Source organism: Paenibacillus sp. RC84 (genome assembly GCF_041260495.1).
GTDB lineage: Bacteria > Bacillota > Bacilli > Paenibacillales > NBRC-103111 > Paenibacillus_F.
Window position 1 is genome coordinate 129,256 of record NZ_JBGBYL010000001.1, and the last position, 25,335, is coordinate 154,590.

General features: G+C 55.5%; 21 protein-coding genes. 16 read left to right on the forward strand and 5 right to left on the reverse strand.

Annotated elements, in window-relative coordinates:
* The first annotated feature begins 132 nt into the window (after positions 1–132).
* From ABH899_RS00620 to yajC, 4 genes are read left to right on the forward strand one after another with little or no spacing between them, the layout of a single operon-like run.
* Complete coding sequence (locus ABH899_RS00620; protein WP_369993110.1) at positions 133–2,205, forward strand: SpoIID/LytB domain-containing protein; 2,073 nt, start codon at positions 133–135, stop codon at positions 2,203–2,205.
* A 9-nt stretch (positions 2,206–2,214) separates the two neighbouring features.
* Positions 2,215–3,336, forward strand: coding sequence for a tRNA preQ1(34) S-adenosylmethionine ribosyltransferase-isomerase QueA (gene queA, locus ABH899_RS00625; protein ID WP_369993111.1), 1,122 nt, complete (start codon positions 2,215–2,217; stop codon positions 3,334–3,336).
* A 20-nt stretch (positions 3,337–3,356) separates the two neighbouring features.
* The gene (tgt, locus tag ABH899_RS00630) at positions 3,357–4,493 is read left to right on the forward strand and encodes a tRNA guanosine(34) transglycosylase Tgt (RefSeq protein ID WP_042230423.1); all 1,137 of its coding nucleotides are present in this window, start codon (positions 3,357–3,359) and stop codon (positions 4,491–4,493) included.
* A gap of 19 nt (positions 4,494–4,512) precedes the next feature.
* Positions 4,513–4,833, forward strand: coding sequence for a preprotein translocase subunit YajC (gene yajC, locus ABH899_RS00635; protein ID WP_369993112.1), 321 nt, complete (start codon positions 4,513–4,515; stop codon positions 4,831–4,833).
* A 74-nt stretch (positions 4,834–4,907) separates the two neighbouring features.
* Here the strand turns inward: yajC and ABH899_RS00640 are convergent, their stop codons facing one another.
* Both ABH899_RS00640 and ABH899_RS00645 read right to left on the reverse strand, forming a co-directional pair.
* Entirely contained in the window at positions 4,908–5,753 is an 846-nt protein-coding gene (locus tag ABH899_RS00640) for a phosphatase PAP2 family protein (protein ID WP_369993115.1), read from the reverse strand.
* A gap of 93 nt (positions 5,754–5,846) precedes the next feature.
* A complete protein-coding gene (locus ABH899_RS00645; RefSeq protein ID WP_369993117.1) occupies positions 5,847–6,239 on the reverse strand; it encodes a TIGR04086 family membrane protein in 393 nt (130 codons plus the stop codon).
* A 119-nt stretch (positions 6,240–6,358) separates the two neighbouring features.
* Between ABH899_RS00645 and ABH899_RS00650 the strand changes: the two genes are divergently transcribed.
* Positions 6,359–7,678, forward strand: coding sequence for an SLC13 family permease (locus ABH899_RS00650; RefSeq protein WP_369993120.1), 1,320 nt, complete (start codon positions 6,359–6,361; stop codon positions 7,676–7,678).
* 83 nt (positions 7,679–7,761) lie between these two features.
* Positions 7,762–8,451 carry a DUF421 domain-containing protein gene (locus tag ABH899_RS00655; protein ID WP_009671932.1) on the forward strand — a complete coding sequence of 230 codons (690 nt, stop codon included), beginning with the start codon at positions 7,762–7,764 and terminating at the stop codon, positions 8,449–8,451.
* 64 nt (positions 8,452–8,515) lie between these two features.
* Here ABH899_RS00655 and spoVB read toward each other — a convergent pair whose 3' ends face one another.
* The gene (gene spoVB, locus ABH899_RS00660) at positions 8,516–10,087 is read right to left on the reverse strand and encodes a stage V sporulation protein B (RefSeq protein ID WP_369993123.1); all 1,572 of its coding nucleotides are present in this window, start codon (positions 10,085–10,087) and stop codon (positions 8,516–8,518) included.
* Positions 10,088–10,269: 182 nt separating this feature from the next.
* Between spoVB and ABH899_RS00665 the strand changes: the two genes are divergently transcribed.
* The 6 genes from ABH899_RS00665 to ABH899_RS00690 all read left to right on the forward strand — a co-directional run bounded on the left by ABH899_RS00665 (position 10,270) and on the right by ABH899_RS00690 (position 17,306).
* On the forward strand, positions 10,270–10,971 hold the full coding sequence (locus tag ABH899_RS00665; RefSeq protein ID WP_369993124.1) for a post-transcriptional regulator: 702 nt from the start codon (positions 10,270–10,272) through the stop codon (positions 10,969–10,971).
* A 111-nt stretch (positions 10,972–11,082) separates the two neighbouring features.
* Positions 11,083–12,315, forward strand: a complete 1,233-nt coding sequence (secD, locus tag ABH899_RS00670; RefSeq protein WP_369993127.1) for a protein translocase subunit SecD — start codon at positions 11,083–11,085, stop codon at positions 12,313–12,315.
* On the forward strand, positions 12,305–13,225 hold the full coding sequence (gene secF, locus ABH899_RS00675; RefSeq protein ID WP_369993130.1) for a protein translocase subunit SecF: 921 nt from the start codon (positions 12,305–12,307) through the stop codon (positions 13,223–13,225). Before secD ends, secF begins: the two co-directional genes overlap by 11 nt.
* A gap of 91 nt (positions 13,226–13,316) precedes the next feature.
* Positions 13,317–14,270, forward strand: coding sequence for a cation diffusion facilitator family transporter (locus tag ABH899_RS00680; protein ID WP_369993132.1), 954 nt, complete (start codon positions 13,317–13,319; stop codon positions 14,268–14,270).
* Positions 14,271–14,313: 43 nt separating this feature from the next.
* Complete coding sequence (gene recJ, locus ABH899_RS00685; RefSeq protein ID WP_369993134.1) at positions 14,314–16,776, forward strand: single-stranded-DNA-specific exonuclease RecJ; 2,463 nt, start codon at positions 14,314–14,316, stop codon at positions 16,774–16,776.
* Between the two features lie 14 nt (positions 16,777–16,790).
* Positions 16,791–17,306 (forward strand): adenine phosphoribosyltransferase, encoded by a 516-nt coding sequence (locus ABH899_RS00690; RefSeq protein ID WP_009671930.1) that lies wholly within the window; start codon positions 16,791–16,793, stop codon positions 17,304–17,306.
* A gap of 90 nt (positions 17,307–17,396) precedes the next feature.
* Here ABH899_RS00690 and uraA read toward each other — a convergent pair whose 3' ends face one another.
* Entirely contained in the window at positions 17,397–18,653 is a 1,257-nt protein-coding gene (gene uraA, locus ABH899_RS00695; protein WP_369993137.1) for a uracil permease, read from the reverse strand.
* Positions 18,654–18,889: 236 nt separating this feature from the next.
* Between uraA and ABH899_RS00700 the strand changes: the two genes are divergently transcribed.
* The 4 genes from ABH899_RS00700 (at position 18,890) to ABH899_RS00715 (ending at position 24,252) form a co-directional block, all read left to right on the forward strand.
* Positions 18,890–21,076 carry a RelA/SpoT family protein gene (locus tag ABH899_RS00700; RefSeq protein ID WP_369993139.1) on the forward strand — a complete coding sequence of 729 codons (2,187 nt, stop codon included), beginning with the start codon at positions 18,890–18,892 and terminating at the stop codon, positions 21,074–21,076.
* A 27-nt stretch (positions 21,077–21,103) separates the two neighbouring features.
* The gene (gene dtd / locus ABH899_RS00705; RefSeq protein ID WP_042230397.1) at positions 21,104–21,547 is read left to right on the forward strand and encodes a D-aminoacyl-tRNA deacylase; all 444 of its coding nucleotides are present in this window, start codon (positions 21,104–21,106) and stop codon (positions 21,545–21,547) included.
* A 136-nt stretch (positions 21,548–21,683) separates the two neighbouring features.
* Entirely contained in the window at positions 21,684–21,857 is a 174-nt protein-coding gene (locus ABH899_RS00710; RefSeq protein WP_317952866.1) for a hypothetical protein, read from the forward strand.
* A gap of 412 nt (positions 21,858–22,269) precedes the next feature.
* Entirely contained in the window at positions 22,270–24,252 is a 1,983-nt protein-coding gene (locus ABH899_RS00715; protein ID WP_369993143.1) for an FAD-dependent oxidoreductase, read from the forward strand.
* A gap of 171 nt (positions 24,253–24,423) precedes the next feature.
* On the opposite strand, the gene ABH899_RS00720 is transcribed toward ABH899_RS00715, so the two are convergent.
* Positions 24,424–25,209 (reverse strand): phosphodiester glycosidase family protein, encoded by a 786-nt coding sequence (locus tag ABH899_RS00720; RefSeq protein WP_369993144.1) that lies wholly within the window; start codon positions 25,207–25,209, stop codon positions 24,424–24,426.
* Positions 25,210–25,335: the final 126 nt, after the last annotated feature.

The following is a 25,335-nucleotide window of genomic DNA, read 5'->3' on the forward strand; positions in this document are numbered from 1 at the left end:
GGAATCGAACTTGGGCTTATTTGGAATTCTCACAACTTATCGTTGAAAACTGCGTCTAATAGTTGATAGAATACTAGAGTTGGATTCATTTACCAGACTCATATCCCCAAACGGAAAGGATTGTTTGCACCTATGAAGAACAGCCGGATAAGCTGGAAAGTGGTCACGGCCGCCTTGCTGGCGCTGGTGCTGGCAGCGGGATTGTTCGGCAGCGCCGCGCTCCCGCTACAAGCAGCGGTTCCGAAACTCGATACGATTCGGGTCGGCCTTTTTATCGAACATGAAAGCTATCGTACTCCCGAGCAGGTGGTCACCCTCTCATCGGACAAAGGCTTTAAGCTGGGAGTGCGCACTCCCGCTGGGGTTGTGAACCTTGCGGCGGAGGGCGGCGCAACTCTGAAAGCCTCCCTGGACTCTTACGGGGTGCGCGTGCTAGAAACGGCGAACTGGAGTGAAGCGAAAGCCGCTTACGACAAGCTCCAGAGCTCGCCTTCCGACCGGGCCTACATCATCAGCCGCTCCAAAAAGGGAGCCGCCGTGTATCAGGTATACTACGGCAGCTATGCGGCGAAGGAAACGGCCAACGCGGCGAAAGCCAAAGCGGTTAAGGCTACCGGCTCCGCGCAAGCGGTTCTGTCCGGGCCTCTGCATTGGTCTGCCGGCACGTACACCACGGCCGCCGAAGCGGAGAAGCAGGCCGCGGCCGTCTCTCTGACGGGAGCGGACGCCGACGTCGTTCTGACGCCGGATGCTTCGGGACAAGCCGGGTACAGTGTATGGGTAGGCGGCGAGGCGGACGAGGCCGGGCTGGCCGCCGTCAAAGCGGCTTTGCCGGGCGTAGCCCTGCAGCCGGCCGAAACGGCATCGGCGTATCTAATCAAACGGGCGGACGCCACGGCCGCGGCCGCGGCGGTTCCCCATTATTTCTCGGGTGCGGGCTCGCAGAAAACCTGGCTTGACGGCAACGGTGCCGGAATCAAAGTAACCGAAAAGTCGAATCAGGTCTACCGGGGCAGCATGGAAATCAGCCGCTACAACGGCAAATTCGCACTTGTTAACGAGCTTCCGTTCGAAGAGTACTTGTACTCCGTAGTCAGCTCCGAGATGGACGGCAGTTTTCCGCTGGAAGCGTTGAAAGCGCAGGCGGTCGCCGCGCGTACGTTTGCGATTAAAAAAGGAATGAAATACGGCATCGCGCACCTCAGCGATTCCACGACCGACCAAGCTTACAGGGGAATGCTCCGCGAAGCCGAGATCGTCCGTCAGGCGGTTGATGCGACTAAAGGTGAAGTGCTGGTGGACAAGTCGGGGATTATCGGAGATCCTTTGTACTCCTCTAATTCCGGCGGGCAGACTGCCGACGCTTCCGAAATCTGGGGCAATGCGGTTCCCTATCTGAAAAGCGTAGCCAGTCCCGACGAGGGGGCGGCTAAAGGCAAGCCTGTCTGGTACCGGGTTGCTCTGCTTTCCGGAGAGACCGGCTATGTCAGCGGCACTTACCTGAAGAAAACGGGCGAGAAGAGCGCGGCCGGTCTTGAAATAGCCGCATCCACGCAAGGAGGCGTAAATGTCCGTACGCTGCCGAGCACGGACAGCGCCAGCTCTCCGGCTGTCGCCCAGCTTAAGGACAAGGAGCGTGTCACCCTGCTGGAACAGGTGACGGAGTCGAATTCCTACAGCTGGTTCAGGGTGTACGACCGCGCCCAGATGGAGAAGCTGCTCGCAAGCGCAGGAGTCAAGCTGAACGGACCGCTCCAGTCGCTGGAAGTAAGCAAAAGAGGACCGTCCGGACGAGCTACCGAGCTGAAAGCAAACGGGGAAGTGGTGAAGGTCAAATACCCGAACGACCTGCGAAATGTTTTGGGCGGCTTGCCCAGTACCCTGTTTGAAATTGAGGAACCGGGAAGGTATACTATAGTTGGTGCAGACGGTAAACCGGCCGCTCAAACGGCGGGTTCTGTCCAGGTTATCGGGGGAACCCAGGCCAAACCGCAAAAAGCGGGGGCCGACCTGTTCGTCATGGGAGCGGACAGCCAGGTGCGCAGCGTCGCATCGGGCGCGGCCGGCTTCGTGATCCGCGGGACAGGCAACGGGCACGGACTCGGCATGTCCCAATGGGGAGCCAGAGGTCTGGCGGAACAGGGGAAAACCTACACCGAAATTTTACAAACTTACTATACCGGAGTTTGGACGACTAAGGAATGAGAGACATAAATGGACGTACAAGATTTTGATTACGATTTGCCGGAAGAATTGATTGCCCAGACTCCGCTCCTGGAACGGACGCAGTCCAGGCTGATGACGCTCGACAAGCAGTCGGGCGCCATCGCTCATCATACGTTTGAACAGTTGGCCGATTATTTGAAAGCCGGGGATCTGCTCGTGATGAATGACACGCGAGTCATTCCAGCCCGGCTTTTTGGCGTGAAGGCGGACACGGGGGCCAAAGTGGAGCTTCTGCTCCTTAAGCCGCTGGGCGAGGACCGCTGGGAAGCTTTGGCCCGCCCCGGCAAGCGGATTAAAACCGGCACCGAGCTGCTGTTCGGTGTACAGCCGGAGACAGCTGCGGACGGTACGCCGGTCGTTCCGAAGGAAGCACCGCTTTCGGCGGTGGTCGAAGCCGAAGGCGAGATGGGAGCGCGTACCGTTCGCTTCCGTTACGAAGGTATTTTTAACGAGATCCTGGATAAGCTGGGAGAAATGCCGCTGCCTCCTTATATTAAGGAACAGCTGCCCGAGAAGGAGCGCTATCAGACGGTCTATGCCCGCCATGCGGGTTCCGCTGCCGCTCCGACCGCCGGCTTGCATTTTACCGGCGATTTTCTCGACAAGCTCAAAAGCCGGGGCGTCCGTCTGGCCTTCGTGACTCTTCACGTCGGGCTCGGGACGTTCCGTCCCGTATCCGCCGACAAGGTGGAAGAGCACGAGATGCATGCCGAGTACTATGAGCTTCCGCAGGAAACGGCGGACCTCATCAACGAGACGACCGCCGCAGGCGGCCGCATCGTCGCGGTCGGCACGACCTCGACGAGAACGCTGGAAACCGCGGCCCGCCAGTCGCGGTCGGCATCGGAAGCGCAAGGCGGCTCCGTCCATACGGACAGCGGGAAGCCTTACATTCGCGCTTGCAGCGGGTGGACCAGCATTTTCATTTATCCGGGCGTGGAGTTTCAGCTTGTCGATGCGATGCTGACGAATTTCCACTTGCCTAAATCGACGCTGCTGATGCTGATTTCCGCCATGGCCGGCCGGGAGAGCATTTTGAACGCTTACCGCGAAGCCGTGGAGCGGAAGTACCGCTTTTTCAGCTTCGGCGACGCGATGTTTATTTATTGAATCCAGAAGGGAAGACAACTATGGCTGCGGTTACTTATGAACATATCAAGACCTGCAAGCAGACCGGGGCAAGGCTCGGTCGCGTACATACTCCGCACGGTGTGATCGAAACGCCGGCTTTCATGCCGGTAGGCACCCAGGCGACGGTAAAAACGATGAGTCCGGAAGAACTGAAAGCGATGGACGCTCACATTATTTTGAGCAACACGTACCATCTCTTCCTCCGGCCGGGCCATGAGCTTGTGAAAAAAGCAGGCGGCCTTCATAAATTTATGAACTGGGACCGTCCGATTTTGACGGACAGCGGCGGCTTTCAAGTATTCAGCCTGAGCGATATCCGTAAAATTACGGAAGAAGGCGTGCAATTCCGTTCCCACCTGAACGGGGACAAACTCTTTATCTCGCCGGAGAAAGCCATGGAAATCCAGAACGCGCTCGGCTCCGATATTATGATGGCCTTCGACGAATGTCCTCCCTACCCGGCGACTTACGAGTATGTGAAAGACTCCCTGGAGCGTACGACCCGATGGGCGGAACGCTGCCTGAAGAGTCATGCCCGTCCGGGCGATCAGGGACTGTTCGCGATCGTGCAGGGCGGCATGTACGCCGATTTGCGCAAGCAGAGCGCGGAGCAGTTGACTTCCATGGATTTCCCGGGGTATGCTATTGGAGGATTGAGCGTAGGCGAGCCTAAGCACCTCATGTATGAGATGCTGGAATGCACGACACCGCTGCTTCCGACCGGGAAGCCCCGCTACCTGATGGGAGTGGGTTCACCTGACGCACTGATCGAAGGCGCTATCCGCGGCGTGGATATGTTCGACTGCGTATTGCCGACACGGATTGCCCGCAACGGCACCGTGATGACGAGCGCCGGACGTCTCGTTATCCGCAACGCGAAACACGCCGACGATCTGGGACCGCTTGATCCGGAGTGCAGCTGCTACACGTGCACGAACTACAGCCGTGCCTATATCCGTCACCTGATCAAGGCTGACGAGACCTTCGGCATCCGGCTGACTACGTACCACAATCTGCATTTTTTGCTTGAACTGATGAGGGGTGTCAGACAAGCCATCCGCGAAGATCGCCTCGGCGATTTCCGGGACGAGTTTTTTACAAAGTATGGTCTTCACGACAACGACAAAGGTTTTTAACTGAAGGAGGATCTCAACGATGTCCAATCTGGCCGCAGCAGCCAATGCTAGTCCGTACGGAAGCTTAGTGACGTACATTCCGCTTATTTTGATGTTCCTGGTTCTTTATTTCCTGTTGATCCGCCCGCAGCAGAAGCGGACGAAAACCCGCAACATGATGCTGGCTAACTTGAAGAAAAACGACAAGATCGTTACAATCGGAGGCCTGCACGGCACGATCCTGGAGATTACCGATGACATCGTCGTTCTGCGCGTTAACGATGCGAGCAAAATGACATTCGACCGTTCCGCGATTAACACCGTTGTAACGAGCAGCGCGGTTGCAGAAGAGAAAAAATAAGAGCGAATCACATACACAAAAGGCGAGTTCCTCGACCGACCGGTCTAAGGAACTCGCCTTTTTTACGTGCATGATTATTCGCTGACTTCCTGCTTCTGGAGCCTGCGCTGCGGCAGAAGAACTCTGCTGAAGAACGGACGCTCTTCGCTGATGCTCAGGCCGAGACGGGCCGCGAACACACCGAGAAGGACACCGCCGCACATGTCGGTCAGCCAGTGGATTCCCAGGTAGAAGATCGAGAAGATAATCACTACGCAGCTGAGGAGGGAAAACCATTTCCAAAGCCGGTTCCGGGAACGGCTGGCAAGCAGCGCCATGGAAACGGAAATGGAAGTGTGCAGGCTCGGGAAACAATTGTCGAGCCCGGACAAAGGCCGGTATTCCGCTTCGAATTTAGGAAACACTTCCAAGATCAGCAGCTTTACGTTGGGATGGAACGCCCACACTTCCTGGACCGGGAAGAACAAGTAAAACGGAATGGCAATGATGTAATTGATCATGACCGTATAGCAAAGCGCATAAAAAAGACGGTATTTCTTCTGGTACGTATAAATCAGAATCGATACGATCATGAGACAGGGAAATACGATCACATAAAAAATACTGGTAACCAGAGTGACGGTATTGTTATAGAACAAGTGCTGGAAACCTGCTACGAAGTCTCCTTCCAGCCCGTGTATTTTTGCCGTGAAATCGGCTGTGTAGTGCATTTTGGATTCAACCCAAAGCTCGACTTTGTTGAAAAAGAGAATAGCCATGACCGCCGCAAAATGAAAGAAAAACTTCCGCTTTGTGAAAAAGTCCTGTACGAATGCTCCTGCGACAAAAAACGGATTTTTCCGCAAAGACAAGTACAGGAGAACGTAAATGGAAATCACAATATATACGGTTGCGTGGGTCATGGATTGTAACGGATACATTGCATTTCCCCCTAAAATTCAAAAAGGTATAAGAGAACTAAGATATTATATCATAGTCGGAGTAGTAGGTGTGCAATTTCAGGGGTCGCTCCATTATTTACTGCTGGAATTAACGCCGATCATACCGCCGAGCGCACCGGCAACGAAAGCGAATCCGGCCAGGACTAGCGTTTTCAGATCGAATGCGGTATCAACCGCAAGGAAACCGATAGTCCAGACGATCAGCGCATAGAAAATGCCCAGCAATCCGCCGTAATACCAGCCTCTGCGGCCCGCGCGTTTACCCGCAACCCAGCCTCCTACAAAAACGGAAACCCCGTGTGTGATATAAGCGAGGGTGGAAAGCGAAGACTCTTGCGTACGGCTGAGAAGCAGAATCAGCGACGTTAATACAGTTCCCGCAACAAGCATAATGAACGCATAGAGAAGGCCGGAAAGAAATGGTGAAGATAGACGGACCTGGCTCACCTTATTAATCGGAATCATGACATAATCCTCCCTTTCCCTTAAGAACATTTCGGTATCATCATTCTATGGACCTGTTCATAAGAATAGTACAGGTTCCGCTTGTACGCGGTTCCGTGGGAAAGGGGGACGGGAACAAGATGCATGAAGCTGTGCAGAATGCCGGCTGGCAGGCCGCAGCGGCTGCAGTCGTCGCCCTGATGGCGGTAGGTCTGGGTCTGAAATTTGTCCGCTGCCGCGCTTGGTTTCCGCTGGCGGGAGCAGCTGTTTTATTGGCGGCCGGAATTGCGGGTCCCCCAGCCGCCGTGATAGAGACCGTCCCGTGGAGGGCGCTCGCGCTTGCGCTGACCATGGGAATAATCGCCGCCGTAATCGAAGAAGCGGGATGGCTCCAACTGACGGCGGTAAGATTTTACCGGCTGACTTCGGCGAATCCGCAAAAGATGCTGGCCATGTCCATGATGCTGACTGCCGCCGCGTCGGCACTTCTGGACGCATTAACCGCCATGGCGGCTCTTCTGCCGCTTCTCTTGGCTTTTACGAGAGCCTGGAAAATACCGCCTTCTCCGTTCGTAATCGGCATGATGCTGGCCTGCAACCTCGGAAGCGGCCTCTCCGTTGCCGGAACCATGCCGGCGCGGCTGATCGGAACTGCAGGCGAACTTGGCCTGACGGGCGTCTGGCTCGTGCTGGGTCCTCTCCATGCCGTTCTGCTTGTTCTCGCTTATCTGATGATCCGGACGGTGTATGCCGATAAGCTGAAGGTAGGCACGGAAAGGCTCCGGGAGCTTCAAACCGCGGCTTCCGGCATGGATGGAAGCAAGGGGGATATCCGCAATCCGGCCATCGCCCTGGGTTTGATCCTGCTGGCATATATTTGTGCCGATCTGTCGGGTCTTGACCTGATTTGGATTTCCGGAGCTGGTGCAGCCCTATTGTTCCGATCGGTAATTAAACGACGGGGAAGCCTCAAAAGTTTCGCGGCCGGCTTTGTCCCGCTCCTTGCGCTGACTGCCGGCTGGCTTCTTATCGCCGGCGCTCTCGTCCAGACAGGCGTGCTTGAGACCGCGGCCGGGTGGCTGATGAAGGCAAGCTCGGGAGACGAACAGCGGGCCGTGCTGGCCGTTCTCTGGATGTCCGCCGCCGGCGCGGCTTTTTCGGACGGGACGGCCTGGACCGCATTTTCCGTTCCCGTCGTTCAGATTGTGAGTGAACAATTGCAGGCCGTCTCTCCAGATCATGCGGGAAGGCTCTGGTATGTCCTGCTTTCGGGCATCCACTTAGGCGCCAATGCGACCAGCTTCAGTTCTTTTTCCAGTCTTCTGGCCTTCGGAGTCGCTGGCTCGCGGAAAAACGGGCTGACCTTCCGGGAATATGCACGGATCGGCGTGCCGTTTTCTCTATTTTCACTTACCCTGGCGTCCCTGTATTTAGTCGGATTCTGGTTTGGCAACAATTGAGGGACTTCGGGGCCGCATGAAGGGGAAGAGGGGCGGTCAGACTACCAGGTAAACTCCGAGAACGGACCTTCCGGGAGGATACCATGGAACTGCTGACGATTTTTTTACGCACCGTTATGATCTATTTTGTCGTTTTCGTCATGCTCCGTATTATGGGGAAACGCGAAATCGGCAAGCTTTCGGTTTTCGATCTGGTGATTTCGATTATGATTGCCGAAATAGCCGTATTCGTGCTGGAAGACATACGCATGCCCATGGCTAACGGAATGGTGCCGATGATTACGCTCGTGCTCATTCAACTGCTGATGGCATTCATTACGCTCAAAAGCCAGCGTTTCCGCACGTTATTCGAAGGCCGTCCCAGCGTCCTGATCGAACACGGGAAGCTTAACCGCGAAGAAATGCGCAAACAGCGCTACAACCTCGATGATCTGATGATGCAGCTGAGACAGCACAAGGTTATGAACGTGGCCGATGTCGAATTCGCCATCTTAGAGCCGTCCGGTAAGCTGAGTGTGGTCGAGAAGTATCATCCCAGCCGCAAGCCCGAAATGGGACCGGTCGAAAGCGGGCGCATCCGTTATGCAGGGCTGCCCGTAGCTCTGGTCATGGACGGCAAAGTCCAGGAAGATAATCTGCAAAAAGTGGGCCAGACCCGTTTCTGGCTCAAGAGCGAACTTAAGAAGAAAGGGATAGCCGATTTCAAGGAAGTTTTCTTCTGTTCCGTCGATCACCGGGGTTATTTGTATGTGGATAAAAAGGACCGGGTTTAAACGATGAAAAAGCCGGACTGCACAAGAATCTGTGCGTACCGGCTTTTCCGTATGCGGCGGCGGATCAAGGTTTGCGGATGATTTTCCGCCCGAGTGTAAGCAATCGGGACAAGTCCGATCTGTTAACGATTTTGAGCACCGTTACGGCCGCCAGATAGGCCGTTAAGGCGGCAGCCGAGGCGAGGAGGAAACTGACACCGGCGGGCAGGCTGCCGATGGACCGGTAAACGGCGTAGCAGCATAAGGAGGCGATGCCCATGGCGGCGGACACTTTGGCCACATCGCTGCCGCGGAGTGTAAAATTCAGATGCCGCAGCACACTCAACCCGTGGAGGAAGGTGACCAGCACAATGTTCACGCAGCTGGCCATAACGGCGCCGAGTATGCCGAATTCCGGTTTGCTCGCCAGCCATACGATCAGCAGAAGCTTGACGAGGGAGCCGATCAGTGTGTTGATGAGCGCGCTGCCGGGTTTGTCCAGCGCCTGCAGCGCGGCCTGAAGAGGAGCCTGCAGGTAGATGAAAATCGCGACCGGCGCCAGCATTTTAAGCATGACTGCGATATCCTTCTGTCCGTACATGAGCAGACATAGCGGGTCGGCCAGCACATACATGATGACGGCGAATGGAGCGCCCGTAACAAGCGCCAGGCGTAACGACTGATGCATGCGTTTGTGAATGGTCTTCAGATCTTTGCGCGCCGCCGCCTCGCTGAGCGACGGAACGAGCGAAACCGAAAGCGAGGAAGTCAAGGCGCTCGGCAGCAGGATGATCGGAATGATCATCCCTTGGAGGGCGCCGTACTGCGCGGTCGCGAGTGCGGTTGCGATACCGGCGGCCGCAAGACTGTGCGCGATGAGAATGGATTCGAGCAGGTAGGAGCCTGCCCCCACGAGGCGGCTGGCCGTAATCGGCAGGGAAAGCGTCAGCAGACGGCGCAGTTGGGTCATCCGGCCATGCGCGGCGTTTGTGCCGATCTGCGCCTTGTTCACGGACATGTTTTTCTTGCGCTGCAGCTTGTAATGGATGAGGAGCACGAGCATGCCCGCGATTTCACCGATGGTGACGCCGATCATGGCGCCGGCGGCTGCCCATGAAATCCCGTAGGGAAGCAGGGCGAAGGAGCAGAGCAGAACCATGACGATGCGCACCAGCGTCTCTATGGTCTGGGAAGTCGCCGTGGGGATCATGTCCTGCTTTCCTTGAAAATAGCCCCGGAGAACCGAGGATACGGCGATAATCGGTATAATCGGGCTCATGCAGAGAAAAGTAAAATAGACGCGCTCGTCCGTCAGCAGATGGGAAGTTATCCAGCGCGCTCCCAGTATGCAGACTGCGGTAAAGATCCCCGATATACTCACGGAAAGCGTGAGGGCGAGCTTAAGAATACGCGCCGAACGGCGGTAGTTGCGCTCGGCTTCCGCCTCGGCCACGAGTTTGGATACGGCGAGGGGAATGCCTCCCGTTACAATCGTAAGAATAACGATCAGGAACGGCCAGCCCATCTGATAGAGGCCGACACCTTCGGCGCCGATTACCCGGGGAAGCGTGATCCGCGGGATGAAACCGAGGATCCGGTTTACGATGCCTGCGGCCAGCAAAATCATCGTCCCTTTTAGAAAAGACTGCTTGGTCAACGTTCACTCCCTCTTCCGTAACGGGTTCTACTAGAGGATATGCGGGCAATGGCCAAGCTCATGCCAAACTTTTTGGGGATAGGGGCCGGGCGATGCAGGAAAACCCGTTTTTGTAAGCGAATATAGCAAGTAAGGAACAGAACGTGTACGTTGCCGTTACAGCAGCTAAGGGGGGAATAAATATGAATTCGGAAACGGACAAATTGGAGACGGCATCAGCCGCGGCAGAGGAGCAATCCGGGGCCCCGGAAGACGCCAAAGAAAAAACGGAAACCCCGCTGTTGCCGGAAGGACTTCTTGAAGCGGAAGCGCTGGCCGAAGCGGAGTCCCTGGAAACGATGCTGGAACCCGAAGAGATAATAGAAGAAGACAAAGAAGCGGATGTCGCGGACGGACGGCCAGAAAGCCGCGGAACGCTGCATGAATCCGGGCGTGAAGCCGAAACAGACGAGGCGCCAGAAACGTCAACGGTTGTGGAAATCAGCTCCATGGATGAAACGGCGGCTGCTGCGGAACCCGTGCAAGCGGTCGTGATCGATCCTGCCGATTCGTTTGAAGTGGAAGCGGAGCCAGCATTCGACATGGCGGTCGAAGGGGAAGTTGATACCCCGGTTGCGCCAAGCACGGAAGAGGAACCCGAACCCGAGCGTCTCACCGACCGGGAACTCAACGAGATGATCGAAGGCTTATGCCTGAGCAAGGCGGAGGAGTTCCAGATGATCGGTTACGAGCATGTCAAGGGGGAAGAAATCTGGGAGTGCATAAACGACAGGTATAAGAAGAAAGGTCTGCCGCCGCTTCATCAGGTTGTCAACGATATTTTGTCGCTTAAACCTAATCAGTTTATGAATTATTTGACGTTAAGCATGTATCGAAGGTCCTGATCGGCTTTTCGGGCCTTTTTTTGTTTGGTGTGGTAAAAAACGTCAAATTGACTCGTTTTTCGCGTGTGGGTATAATAGGAATATTGAGTTGGGAAGGGAGATTATCAAGGCATGAATGTAAAACGGATCTCGGCGTTTTTCATAACCGTCATTGTCACGCTGGCCGTGATCGCAACGACGAGTCCCGGGCTTCTTGGCAAGATCAAGCTCGGTTTGGATTTAAAAGGAGGGTTTGAGATCCTCTACGTGGCTGAGCCGTTTACGGCCGGTCAGAAAGTGACCCCCGCGACTTTGAAGAAAGCGGCGGAAAGCATCGCGCAGCGCGCGGACAAGCTCGGCGTAGCGGAGCCGGAAGTTCTCGCCGAAGGCGAAAACCGTATCCGCGTCCGTCTGGCGGGCGTTCAGAACGAAGACGAAGTTCGCCAGAAAATCGGCAAACCGTCATCCCTTACGTTCCGCGATCCCGATGGCAACAACATGCTGATCGGTACCGATTTTGTCGAAGGCGGAGCCTCGGTCGGTTACGATCAAACGAACCAGCCGGTGGTACAAATCAAGCTGAAAGACCGCAGTAAATTTAAAGATGTGACTACAAAAATGGTAGGAAAGCCCCTGTCGATTTTTCTCGATGAGGAAAAGCTCTCCTCGCCCATGGTTAACACCCCGATCGATAGTGACGTAGCTACGATTACAGGCAGTTTCAAGTTCGAAGAAGCGCAAAAGCTGGCCGACACGATCAACCTCGGTGCCCTCCCTCTGAAATTGACGGAGAAATATACGCAGGTAGTCGGCGCTTCCCTTGGACAAATGTCTCTGGAGCAAACGATCCGCGCGGGGATTATCGCATCCGTTATCATTCTGGTCTTTATGATTCTCCTTTACCGTTTGCCGGGTATTATTGCGGCCTTTACGCTTATCACGTATACTTGGCTGCTTCTTGTGCTGTTCGATTGGATCAACGCGACACTGACCCTTCCGGGAATTGCGGCACTCGTGCTCGGGATCGGGATGGCGGTCGACGCCAATATCATTACGTACGAACGGATCAAAGAAGAAATCCGCAGCGGCAAGAGCATTCCGTCTTCGCTTAAAGCGGGCTCCAAAGCTTCGTTCCGCACGATTATGGATGCGAACATTACGAACATCATTTCCAGCCTTGTTCTCTATTACATCGGTAACGGGGCTATCAAAGGCTTTGCTTTGACTACGATGCTCAGTATTGTCGTGAGTATCTTGACGAACGTGTTCTTCTCGAGATTCCTCATTCACCTGCTCATTAAGGGCAATGTGTTTAAAAAGCCCGGTTATTTTGGCGTGAAGGAGGCGGAAATCCGTGAACTATAGTAACAAATTCAACTTTGTCAAACACCGGAACATCTTCTTCGCAATCTCCGGTATACTCGTACTGGCCGGAATCGTGACGCTCCTGCTGTTCCAAATGAACTACGGCGTCGACTTTAAAGCGGGTACTTCCATCGACGTTTCGGTAGGACAAGCGATTACCAAAGAGAAAGCGCAAGAGATTTACAAAGGCGCGGGCTTCGATCAGACGGTCACGGTCGGCGGAGCCAACGGCGACCGCGTTTCCACCCGTTTCGATGAAATTCTGGGCAAAGATCAGGTCGATAAAATCAAGGCGGCTTTCGAAGCCCCTTACAAAGATAAGGTGTCCATGGAAGTGAATACCGTATCGCCCGATATTGCCAAGGAACTTGCCATTAAAGCGATCATCGGTATTCTCATCGCGAGTGTCGCGATCAGCATCTATGTGAGCATCCGGTTTGAATGGAGATTCGCGATAGCCGCCATTATTTCCATTCTTCACGATGCGTTTATCGTCGTCGCGATGTTTGCCATCTTCCGTTTCGAGGTCGACTTGCCGTTCGTAGCCGCCGTACTGACTACCGTCGGTTACTCGATTAACGACAAGATCGTTATCTTCGACCGGATTCGTGAAAACCTTCGTTTCGCCAAGCTGAAAACTCCGGAAGATCTGGAGAAGCTTGTCCATGACAGCACCTGGCAAACGATGGCCCGGAACATCAACACGGTCCTTACCGTATTGATCGCGGCTGTCTGCCTCTTTATTTTCGGCAGCGAATCTATTAAATTATTCGCCTTGGCGAAAATTATCGGTCTGACAAGCGGCGCATACTCTTCCATCTGTATCGCGAGCCCGCTGTGGTATCTGCTCAAAAGAAACTCGCTCGGCAACAAGCGCAAAGCCGCTCCTGCCGCAGCCGCAAAAGAATAAGCTCACTGCCGCGTGAATCCTTGTTCCCGCGGCTTTTCCTTGACATGAGATAGAAGCGTCACCCAGCAAACTATTCATTAGGAGAGTCGACATGTCAGACGAACGATTTCAGAAAGCCGAAGTCGCCGCGTGGATTGGAATAGGTGGCAACATCGGTCTTACGGTTCTTAAAGGTGTGGTCGGCGTGATGGCGGGAAGCCGGAGCCTCTTGGCGGACGCCGTGCATTCCGCTTCGGATACAGCGGGTTCATTCGCTTCGCTGCGGAGTCTGAAAGCGCCGGGAACTCCCGTCGACCATGGCCGCTCCTACGGTCGTGACAAAGCGGAATCCATAGCCGCAATTCTAATTGCGGTCATTATGACGATCATTTCCGTGGAAATCAGTATGAACGCGGTGAAGGATATGGTTTCCGGCGTACATAACGCGCCCGAGAGCTACGCGCTTATTGCCGTTATCGCTTCCCTTGTTTGCAAAGAAGTCATGTTCCGGTACAATTACTGGGTCGGGAAAAAGCTCGGCTCACGCGATCTTGTGACCGGCACCTGGGAACACCGTTCCGGCGTGTATTCCTCGATTATGGCGCTGGCCGGGGTAGGAGGCGCTCTGATCGGTGAAAAAATGGGTTGGGGGTTTATGTACTACCTGGACCCGGCAGCGGCCGTCGCCGTTACCCTTCTTATCGTTAAAAACAGCTACGGGGTTATTACCGACGCGCTGCAGAAAACGATAGACCGTGCCCTGCATCAGGAAGATGCGCGGGATATGATCGACGCCGTACAAGGCGTAAAGGGCGTCATTTCCGTAGAAGACCTCCGAGCCCGGGAACACGGGCATTATGTCATTGTGGAGCTCAGAATCAGCGTGAATCCGCGCATTTCCGTTCTGGAAGGCAACGATATTGCAAGATCGGTCAAGTACCAGCTCATGAAAAAATTTATACACCTTTCGGATGTCACGATTCACGTATTCCCTTACGATTCGGGTTATCCTTACAAACATGGTATTGATGCCGCTGCAAATGACAGCGAGCAGATGCTTCATTAACGAATGAGCAAAGAAATGATTATGCAAGTTTAGGAGGAACAACGTGCTGGAATCCAAAGCAAGATGGCGGTTGGGCGCTGGAGACGAGGCCGTTGCCGGGCAGCTTTGCGATGCTCTCGGGATCGATCCGCTGCTTGCCAGGCTGCTTGTGCTGCGCGGAGTTAGCAGCGTTCCCGAAGCCGAACAGTTTCTCAGCGGAGGAAGCGGTCATTTTCACGATCCTTTCCTGATGGAAGACATGGAAACGGCGGTCAGCCGGATCCGATCAGCCCTCGGCAGCGGAGAAAAAATTCGTGTCTACGGCGACTACGATGCGGACGGGGTCAGCTCGACGGCGCTTATGGCTCACCTGCTCCGAGGTTTGGGCGCCAATTTCGACACCTACATTCCGCATCGAGTCAAAGAAGGCTACGGTTTGAATAAAGGGGCCGTTGATCTCGCCAAAGAGCAAGGAGTATCTCTGATTATCACGGTCGATACCGGTGTAAGTGCGGTAGAGGAAGTCGCTTATATTCAGGGGCTTGGCATGGACGTCATCGTGACGGACCATCATGAACCGCCCGGTACGCTGCCTCAGCCGCTTGCCCTGATCAATCCCAAGAAAGAAACCTGCCCCTATCCGTTTAAGGGGCTTGCAGGTGTTGGGGTCGCTTTAAAGCTGGCCCAGGGACTGCTGGGACGTCTGCCCGAAGAACTGCTGGAGATTGCCGCAATCGGCACCGTAGCGGATTTAATGCCGCTGCATGACGAGAACCGGCTTATCGTTAAGCTCGGACTGGAAAGAATGAGAAAGTCGGCTTATCCCGGACTGCGTGCCTTGATGGACGTCTCGGGTGTCGACCGGAGCGCAGTGAATGCCACGCACATCGGATTCAGCCTCGCGCCCCGGATCAATGCCAGCGGCAGGCTGGAGCATGCCTCGACGGCACTCAAGCTTCTGGTGACGGAAGACGAAGCCGAAGCGGTATCAATCGCGGAAGAGCTCGATCTGTTGAACAAAGAACGCCAGTTCATTGTAGACGAGCTGACGGGACTGGCTAAGGCCGCCGTGCAAGAAGAACAGGACGGGGCTTTGAAGCGGGGAGAAACGCCCAAAAACTTTCTCGTTGTATCCGGCGAAAAATGGAATGTCGGCGTCGTCGGTATCGTTGCTTCGCGACTGGTCGACACTTATTACCGGCCGACCATCGTGCTCAGCATAGATCCCGATACGGGCATGGCCAAAGGTTCCGCCCGTTCCATCGCGGGTTTCGATATGTATCAGGCGCTGACGCACTGCGCCGATCTCCTGGATCATTACGGCGGGCACCAGGCTGCAGCCGGCATGTCGCTGCGCAGGGAGAACATCGCCGAGTTTGAACGGAGACTGAATGTTCTGGCCGGAGAATGGCTCAGCGCGGAAGATTTTATCCCGCTGCTTGCCGTCGATGCGGAATGCAGCCTTAGCGAGGTGCCCCTCGAATGCATCGAGGAGCTGGAGAAGCTGGCGCCGTTCGGAGTAGGCAATCCGGCGCCGAAGATTTTGTTCAGCGGCCTCCGTCTCGATGAAATCAAGCTGATGGGCCGTGAGCGCCAGCATCTCAAGCTGGTTCTCACGGATGCCGCCGCCGAGATCGCGGCCGGAGTCGAGGCCGTGGGCTTCGGCAAGGGCTGGCTTGGCAGCCTGATGACGCCGCAGGCGCCCGTTGACATTGTCGGAGAGCTCTCCGTCAATGAGTGGAACGGCGTGCGCAAGCCGCAGCTCATGCTGCAGGACTTGCGCATCCCGGCTCTCCAGGTCTTCGACTGGAGAGGCAAACCCGCCGCGCGCGTCGGCGAAGACCTGGCCGCGCTCGGCGAGCGGCTCGCCGCCCTTCCGGGGCGCGGCTCCGCCCGGCCGCCGGCCCTTGTCCTCTTCGGCGAAGAGGACCGGGCGCCCGGCGCCGGCGGGCGTCCGGCAGGCCCCGTGTGGCGGTGCCTGCCGGACGGGAGCCTGACAGCGGACAATGAAGCGGCCCGGGAACTTCAGTTCCCGGAGATGACCGACATTGTCCTCTGCACGGCTCCCCGCTCGCTCGCGCAGCTGGAGCGGGCGCTCGCCCAGGCGGACGGCATACGCCGGTGCTATGCCGTCTTCGCCGACCCCGTGCCGCAGGACGGCGGCGCGATGCCTACGCGTGACCAGTTCAAAGCGGTCTACGCGTCCGTCAGGCAGCAGGGCATGTGGGATTTGCGCAATCCCGCCCTGCTGCAATCGTTCAGCCGCCGGTCAGGCTTATCGGCGGCGATGATCTCTTTCGTCCTCGATGTGTTCGAGGAGCTGGGATTCATCGAGAAAGCCGGAGGCGTCGTCCGCCCGGTAGCCGCTCCGTCCAAGCGTGACCTGACGACCTCGAGAAAATACCAGGAACGTCTGTCGCGCGCGGAAGTCGACCGCGTCTGCGTGTATACGTCCGCCAAAGAATTAAGCGACTGGATTGCAGGCTGCCGTTCACCGCAGCAGCTGTCATCCGCGCAACCCACATAAATGGAGGAATCCCCATGAATTTCAAAGAGTACATCCGCGTCATCGAAGATTTCCCGCAGCCGGGCATCCGTTTTAAAGACATTACGACCCTGCTGCAAAATGGGGCTGTATACAAAGAAGCGATCGACGAGATCGCCCGTTTCGTTAAAGACAAAGAAATCGACCTGATCGCGGGTCCGGAAGCACGCGGGTTCGTCGTGGGCGCTCCTCTTGCCTATGCGCTCGGAGTAGGTTTCGTGCCGATCCGCAAGAGCGGCAAGCTGCCGGGCAAAACCATTGAAGCGGACTACTCCCTGGAGTACGGCAAAGACAAGCTGGCGGTGCATGACAATGCGATCAAACCGGGCCAGCGCGTGCTGATTGCCGATGATCTGCTTGCAACCGGCGGGACCATCAAAACCTGCGTCAATCTGATCGAACAACTGGGCGGAGAAGTCGCGGGTTCGGCATTCCTGATTGAGCTGACTTATTTGAACGGCCGCGAACAGCTGCCTGCCGGCAAAGATGTCTTCACTTTGATCCAGTACTAAGGTTAAGTTCTGATACAAAAAAAGCCTGTTCTCCGCAAAGGAGAGCAGGCTTTTTTATAAATGACTTTTTTCTTAAACGACGCAGCAGCCCTAATCATTCGAAAGCTTCAGCACCTCAACCAGTTTGAAGAAAAGGCTGAGCACGATAGCCGATACGGTCGCCAGAGCCATGCCTTTCAGCTCGAAGGAACCGATTTTGAGGGCCGCGCCGCTGAGGCCGATAATAAGCACGATGGAAGTCAAAATCAGATTAGTCGCCTTGGAATAATCGACTTTGCTTTCGACCAGCATCCGGATACCGGATGCGCCGATAACTCCGAAAAGCAGGAGCGAAACGCCGCCCATCACCGGAGTCGGGATGGTCATGATCAGTGCGGCAAGCTTCCCGGAGAAGGAGAGCACGATGGCAAAGCAGGCCGCGCCGCCGATGACCCAAGTAGAATATACACGGGTCAGGGCAAGTACGCCGATGTTTTCGCCATAGGTCGTATTCGGTGTAGAACCTACGAAACCGGACAGGATAGTAGAGATCCCGTTGCCGAGCAGCGACCGGTCCAGTCCGGGGTCCTTGGACAAGTCCTTGCCGACGATGTTGCCGGTTACGACGAGATGGCCGATATGCTCGGCGATCACGACAAGGGCCGCAGGCAGGATGAGCACGATGGAAGTCAGGTCGAACTGCGGCGTGTACACCTGGGGCAGAGCGAACCAGCTCGCTTCCCAAACTTTCGCGAAGTCGACGATTCCGACTTTGGCGGCTAAGATATATCCGATTACGATCGAGACGAGAATCGGAATGATTTTCATAAAGCCGCGGAACAGGACGTTGCCCAGCAGGGCGATCAGCAGGGTAACGATGGAGACGAGCAGCGCTTTGCCGTCGAGGGGAGCGCCGTCCTTCGGCAGAAACCCGGCCATGCCTGCGGCTGTCGGTGCCAGCTCAAGCCCGATAACGGCGACGATGGCGCCCATGGCGGCCGGCGGGAAGACGACGTCGATCCATTTCGTCCCGACTAGCTTGACCAGGAGGGCGACAAGAACGAAGACGATCCCGACGATGATGAAGCCGCCGAGCGCTGAATTGTAGCTCTTGGTGGCGAGCACGCCGAGCACCGGCGAAATAAAGGCGAAGCTGGAGCCCAGATAAGCCGGAATTTTTCCTTTACACAGAAAGATGTAGAGCAGGGTCCCGATCCCGTTCATCAGCAGTACGATGGCCGGGTTTACTTGAAACAGCGCGGGAACGAGAACAGTGGAGCCAAACATGGCGAACAAATGCTGCAGGCTCAGCGGAATGGTTTTGCCCAGGGATGGCCGTTCCTCAACCCCGATGGTACGGTTACTCATGTCCGAACATTTCCTCCTTTATCGCGTTTAAGCGATGATAGCTAGAGTTCCATCGACAAGTGTAGCAGATTTTCGGGATTCGTCTATAGCTTTTTTCGGACCGGACGGAGAATTTGCGGAAAAAGGTCGTGATTTCCCGAATTTTCTTGTTTTGAGCGGGCTTGACAGTTGACGCAAGGCGCACAATTTAGGCATAATGAATAGAAATATCCATGTTTCGTAGAAAGGGTTTATTCATGGGAATAGAGCAGTTGCTGGAAAAGGCGGCACAGTACTTTAAAGAGACAGAACTCAACCGAATCAAAGAGGCGTACGAGTTCGCGGAACAAGCCCATCACGGGCAGGTGCGCAAATCCGGAGAGCCTTATATTTTACATCCTCTGGCCGTTGCCGACATTCTGGTCGACATGCAAATGGACGTGACGTCCATAATTGCGGCTCTGCTTCATGATGTCGTGGAAGACACTACGGTTTCGCTTGAGGCCGTCCAAGATAAATTCGGCAGAACCTGCGCCATGCTGGTAGACGGTTTGACCAAGCTGGAGCGGATCAAGTTTAAAACCAAAGAAGAGCAGCAGAATGAGAATTACCGCAAAATGTTCGTAGCCATGGCGCAGGATATCCGCGTCATTCTTATTAAACTGGCCGATCGGCTGCATAATATGCGGACCCTCAAGTACCAGTCCGAGGAGAGCCAGCGGCGGATCGCCGACGAGACGCTCGAAATCTTCTGTCCGATCGCCCACCGGCTCGGTATTTCCGCCATCAAATGGGAAATGGAAGATATCGCACTCCGTTATCTGAACCCGCAGCAGTATTACCGGATCGTCAATCTCATGCAGAAGAAGCGGACGGAACGGGAGAAGTATATCGAGGACGTCATTCGGAATATCCAGGACAAGCTCCGCGAAATGGGAATCGAAGGCGATATTTCCGGCAGGCCCAAGCACATTTATTCCATTCACAAAAAAATGTCTTCGCGCAACAAGCAGTTTAACGAGATCTACGATCTGATGGCCCTGCGCGTCATCGTTGACAATATTAAGGATTGTTACGCCGCGCTCGGGATTATCCACACGCTGTGGAAGCCGATGCCGGGGCGTTTTAAAGACTATATCGCCATGCCGAAGCCGAACATGTACCAGTCGCTCCATACGACGGTAATCGGCCCGAAGGGCGAGCCGCTCGAAGTCCAGATCCGGACTTGGGAGATGCACCAAACCGCCGAATACGGAATCGCGGCCCACTGGGCCTACAAAGAAGGCAACGGCTCCCCCGAGGGAACGTTCAGCGACAAAATGCAGTGGTTCCGTGAAATTCTCGAGCTGCAGAAAGAAACAGACAACGCGTCGGAATTTATGGAATCCATGAAGATGGATTTCTTTACCGATCTTGTTTTTGTGTTCACTCCCAAAGGGGAGGTTATCGAGCTTCCGGCGGGCGCGGTCCCGCTTGATTTTGCGTACCGCATTCATACCGAAGTCGGCAACCGCACCATCGGAGCCAAAATCAACGGCCGGATCGTGCCGCTGGACCACAAGCTCAAAACGGGCGATATCGTCGAAATTTTGACGTCGAAGCATTCCTACGGACCTAGTCAGGATTGGGTAAAAATCGCCCAGTCCTCGCACGCGCGCAGTAAAATCAAGCAGTGGTTCAAGAAAGAGAAGCGCGAGGAGAACGTGGCAAAAGGGCGCGAAGGCATCGAACGCGAGCTGAAGCGGCTGTCTTTCGATCCGCAGGCGCTTATGACCGACGAGAAGCTGATGGAAGCGGCGAAGAAATTCGCTTTTAACGATATCGAGGACATGATGTCGGCTATCGGTTTCGGGGGGATCACCGCCGCTCAGATCTGTACGAAGCTTACGGAGAAACTCCGCAAAGAGAAGGAAGCGGAAGAAGCCCAGGCGCTGGAATTGACCAACGAGGTCAAGGAAGTCAAGGCGGCTCCACCCGAGAAGAAAAGCAGACCGGTCAGCGGCGTAAGGGTAAAAGGAGTGGACAACCTCCTGATCCGCTTCGCGAGATGCTGCAACCCGGTGCCGGGCGACGACATTATCGGCTACATCACGCGCGGCCGCGGGGTGTCGGTTCACCGGACGGACTGTACGAACATTCCGGGAGAGAACACGGAGGAAGGCAACCGCGTCATCGAGGTCGAGTGGGCGGATTCCGTGGAATCGAATTTCCACGTGGAAATCGAAATCACGGGGCATGACCGCCGTGGTTTGCTGAACGAAGTGCTTCAGGTCGTTTCGGAAAGCAAAACGATGATTTCCGCGGTTTCCGGCCGTTCCGACAAGAACAAAATGGCCATGATTCACATGACCATCCTGATCCGCAACATCGAGCACCTACATGCCGTTGTGGAGAAGATCAAGCGGGTGGAGGACGTATATTCCGTTCAGCGGATTATGCAGTAAGCACGTTCGGCAGGGAGAGTGGAAGTGATGAAAGTCGTGGTACAGCGCAGCAAGGAAGCGCAGGTTACGGTAAACGGGGAAATCGTCGGCCGCATCGACAGGGGCTTGATGCTTCTGGTAGGCGTGGGCCATGAAGATACGGAAGAAGACGCCAAATATTTGGCGGATAAGATAGCGGGCTTGCGCATTTTCGAGGATGAACAGGAGAAGATGAACTTTTCCGTGAAAGATATCGGCGGCAGCGTGCTTTCCGTTTCGCAGTTTACCCTGTACGGGGACTGCCGGAAAGGCAGAAGGCCGAATTTTATGGGGGCGGCCCGGCCCGAGCAGGCAGAGGCTTTGTACGATAAGTTCAACGGCCTTCTCCGCGAACAGGGCCTTCATGTGGAAACGGGGGCGTTCGGACAAATGATGGATGTCGCCTTCACCAACTGGGGACCGGTCACGCTTATTCTCGAAAGCAAAGCTTAATCGGGCGGGGGCAGGGCTGGCATAATGCGCTAGCTCTTTGGACAGGCTAAAAGTCGAAGCCGCCGGCCGGAGGGCCGTCTCTTCGGAGAAGAAACTTCCTCCGGGGCGCCATTAGACAGAGGAGCTTTCCTACACCATGCGCCGATCCCTTAAAGAAAAGCAAATGACCCAGCCCGAGAGCCAGCTCGCTCATTCCGCTTACTCCGAAAGAATACGAGCCGGAGCCGAGCAGTCCGGGATGGAAGCGAGCGGGGAAATCGCCCCCGTGCAAGGAAGATTCAAACGGACGGCCAAAATGCCGCCCCGTTAACGAGACCGGCCTCCCAGCGGAAGGCCGGTTTTCATTTTGCGCAGAGAAGGCAGACGCAAGAGCGGGCCAGCTTTAAACCTTTGTCCCCCTTGCAAAATATGTTACACTAGTCATGGTCATTTTTAGGAGGAAATGAAGCTATTTGCCGTTTGACGGAGACCGATCGGCTTCATTCCCGTATAAGAAGAAGTGGTGCTTGAGCTTCCCGCTTTTCCGGGCGTTCCAATAAGTTCACGACCCTACAAAACTTCCAAGGCGGATAACGGGTTCAACTCCCCTACTCTCCGCTGTCCCGGCCGTAATCGCCTTTGTGCGGCAGACCGGAAGGCGCCGGATCAATCCGGTACGCCTCGGTGTATGCCGGGACGCAAGCAGTAAAGAAGCAGTTGGAATACAATGAGGAAGGTGCCCCATGACAAAGAGTAAGAGCAACCATTCGAAGCATGCCGCATCAAAATCCTGGATCGTCTGGATGTGCCTGCTGATCGTGCTGACCGTAATCGCAGCCGCAGCCGCACTTTACTGGCAGTACCGCCATCACAACAAACCGAAACCGATCGCTCAGCATACGCTGTCCGAAGTGAAATCGGCGGCGAATCTGGAGAAGCAGTACGATGTAATCGTCGTCGGAACGGACCCCGAGGGGGTAACGGCAGCGGTGTCCGCCGCCCGCAACGGGCAGAAGACTCTGCTGGTGGACGGGCACGGCCGGGAAATTCTCGGCGGCCTGATGACACTCGGCTGGCTGAACAGCATCGACATGAACTATGTGCCGAATCCGTCCGTGCTCAATCCGCACGACGTGCTGAACAAAGGCCTTTTTTCCGAATGGTACAGTAAAATCGAAGGCGATTCCTTCAGCATCAACACGGCGGCGAACGCATTCTACGACATGGTGCGCGGCGAAAAGAATATCGATCTTATGCTTAAACTTAAATCCATCGAGCCGCTCTTGTCCAATCAGGGACAGCAAACCCGCGTAGAAGGCATCACCCTTACAAAAGAAGACGGAACGAAGCAGGAAATCCGCGCGAATGCCGTGATCGATGCGACACAGGACGGCGATATCGCCGCCGCTTCCGGCGTTCCTTTTACGTATGGCTTGGAAGACCTGGGCAACAAAAACGCCAAAATGGCGGTCACGCTTGTATTCAAGCTGAAAAATGTGACGCCTGAAGTCTGGTCCCAGATCAGCAAGCATTTGAAAACGGACGACGATCCGATGTCCGATGCCAACGAAGTCAGCGCCTGGGGCTACAAAGAGCTTTACAACTACCCGGCGCTTAACCCGGAACGCGTGAAGATGCGCGGTCTGAATATCGGCCGCCAAGACGGCGACATGGTGCTGATCAACGCTTTGCAGATTTTCAATATCGACGGTCTGGACGCGAAGTCGCGCGCCGAGGCGTTTGAAATCGCGAAGAAGGAAATTCCGAACGTGGTCGCTTTCCTGAAAAAGAACTACCCCGAATTCGCGGGTGTCGAACTGGCGGGGACAGCTCCGGAGCTGTACGTTAGGGAGACGCGCCATATTCAAGGGGAATACCGCCTGAATATTATCGACCTGCTGGAAAACCGCGACCAGTGGGATCGGATCGCGTTCGGCTCATATCCGGTCGATATTCAGCGTCTGGCTCCGACCGACACCGGAATGGTCGTCACGCAGCCGGAACAGTACGCGATTCCTTTCCGGAGCATCGTGCCCAAGAAGGTGGACGGGCTGCTCGTCATCGGGCGGGCGGCTTCCTATGACACGCTTCCGCACGGCAGCGCCCGGGTCATCCCGGTCGGCATGGCCGAGGGTCAAGCCGCAGGCGCCGCAGCCAAACTCGCCAAAGATGCGGGGCTGAGTTTCCGCGAGCTTGCCGCTTCGAAGGAGAATATTGCGAAGCTCCAGGACATGCTGAACAAACAGGGTGTGGATCTTAAGCCTTACAGCATGAAGCCGCAGCCGTTTATGACCCACAAGCAGTATGAAGGTCTCAAAGCAGCCGTGTCCATGTCTCTCGTAGGCGGCGGCTACAAGAACGAGTTTGAGCTGGACAAAGTGTCAAACCCGCAGCGCATGGTGAACTATATCACCCGGATGAAGAAAATCATTCCGTCGGCTTACGGCGGCGACCCGAGCGGTTCGCTGAAAGGAATCGACGAGGAAGCTCGCAAGAAGTCCGCGCTGACACTGGATCAAGCTGCCTATACGATGACGCAGGGACTGGGCATCGCGGTCTCGAAGGATGCCGCTCTAGCCGAGCTTTCCAAGCGCGGAATCGTGCAGGAATCGTCGCTCGCGACAATCAAGGACAAGGAGAACCTGACGAACGGCGATACCTTTATGCTGATCATGGATCTGCATAAATACGCCGAAAGCAAAGGCGCAAAACCTGCGGCGTCATAAGATTGTCCGAGATTGTAACGAAATTGTAACTTGATTTTCATCTGGGATTAATGTTCGCGCCCTATACTAAATATCGACCCCCTTTACGATATAGATATCCATGGACAGTCTGCAGCTTTGTGCTGCAGGCTCTTTTCTTTTTACGGCCGAATTTCCCGGAGAAACGGATTGTCAATGCAGGGCAATCATCTGATAGATTTGCCTCTTGTCGCCCGGCAGGGAAGCCTGCGCCACTTTGAGCTGGGAGGAGCCGTTTCCGTCCAGGAATACGCCGTCTACGAGTCCGCTTCTGCCCAGCGATCCCGCGATTGCGGAGCGAAACTGCTCGCCGGTGCACGGCGTCGGCGTTACGACGAGCCAGACGGCGTTGCTTTTGTCGTACACGATGCCGGTCCGCATGCGGGCTTCGTTCAGGGCCGGCATGTTCTCCTCCTTGGCGAGCTTGCGCCAGTCGGCTTCGTTTTGCAGGCTCATGGAGATCCCGCCCTGAGCCCAGTAGCGGCTGCGGTCCGCTACCTTCAGCTCGGCCGCGTCGGACGCCTGCTGGACCGTAAACTGCCGGGCCGCGCCGTCCCAGACGAGGGTTCCCCGCTTATGGCCGGTATTGAACCAGCCCGATCCGTATTCGCCCTGCGCCCCCTTGACCGGCTGGTCGTTCATAACGGCGATGCTGAGCAGGTTGCCCTGCCAGAAAAAGCCGCCGTTGATCCCGAACTCCGACAGCTCCATGATGTTGCCTTTTACGGCTTTGAGCGCGATCCGTTCGGGTTTGGTTTTCGCCACATGCAGCTCGACCCCGTTGGGCGCCGTTATTTGCGCATAGGCGTAAGCAGGAGGGGGCGGGCCTTTTTCTCCGGACTGATGGGCGAAGAGCAGGGTGACGGCAAAACTGGCGGCCGCAACGGCGCCGTAAATCGCAAGCAGCTTGTCTATTCGGGTGAAAAACCGGGGAAGCATAGCCAACCTCCTGTCTGTTCGGCTCTATGATTCTGAACTCTATGATCCTATTCTATGAGGGAGGCGCTAGAGTAGAACCCGCATTTTTCAAATGCCCGAAAAAGGTTTAAAGAAATGACAGCCCGT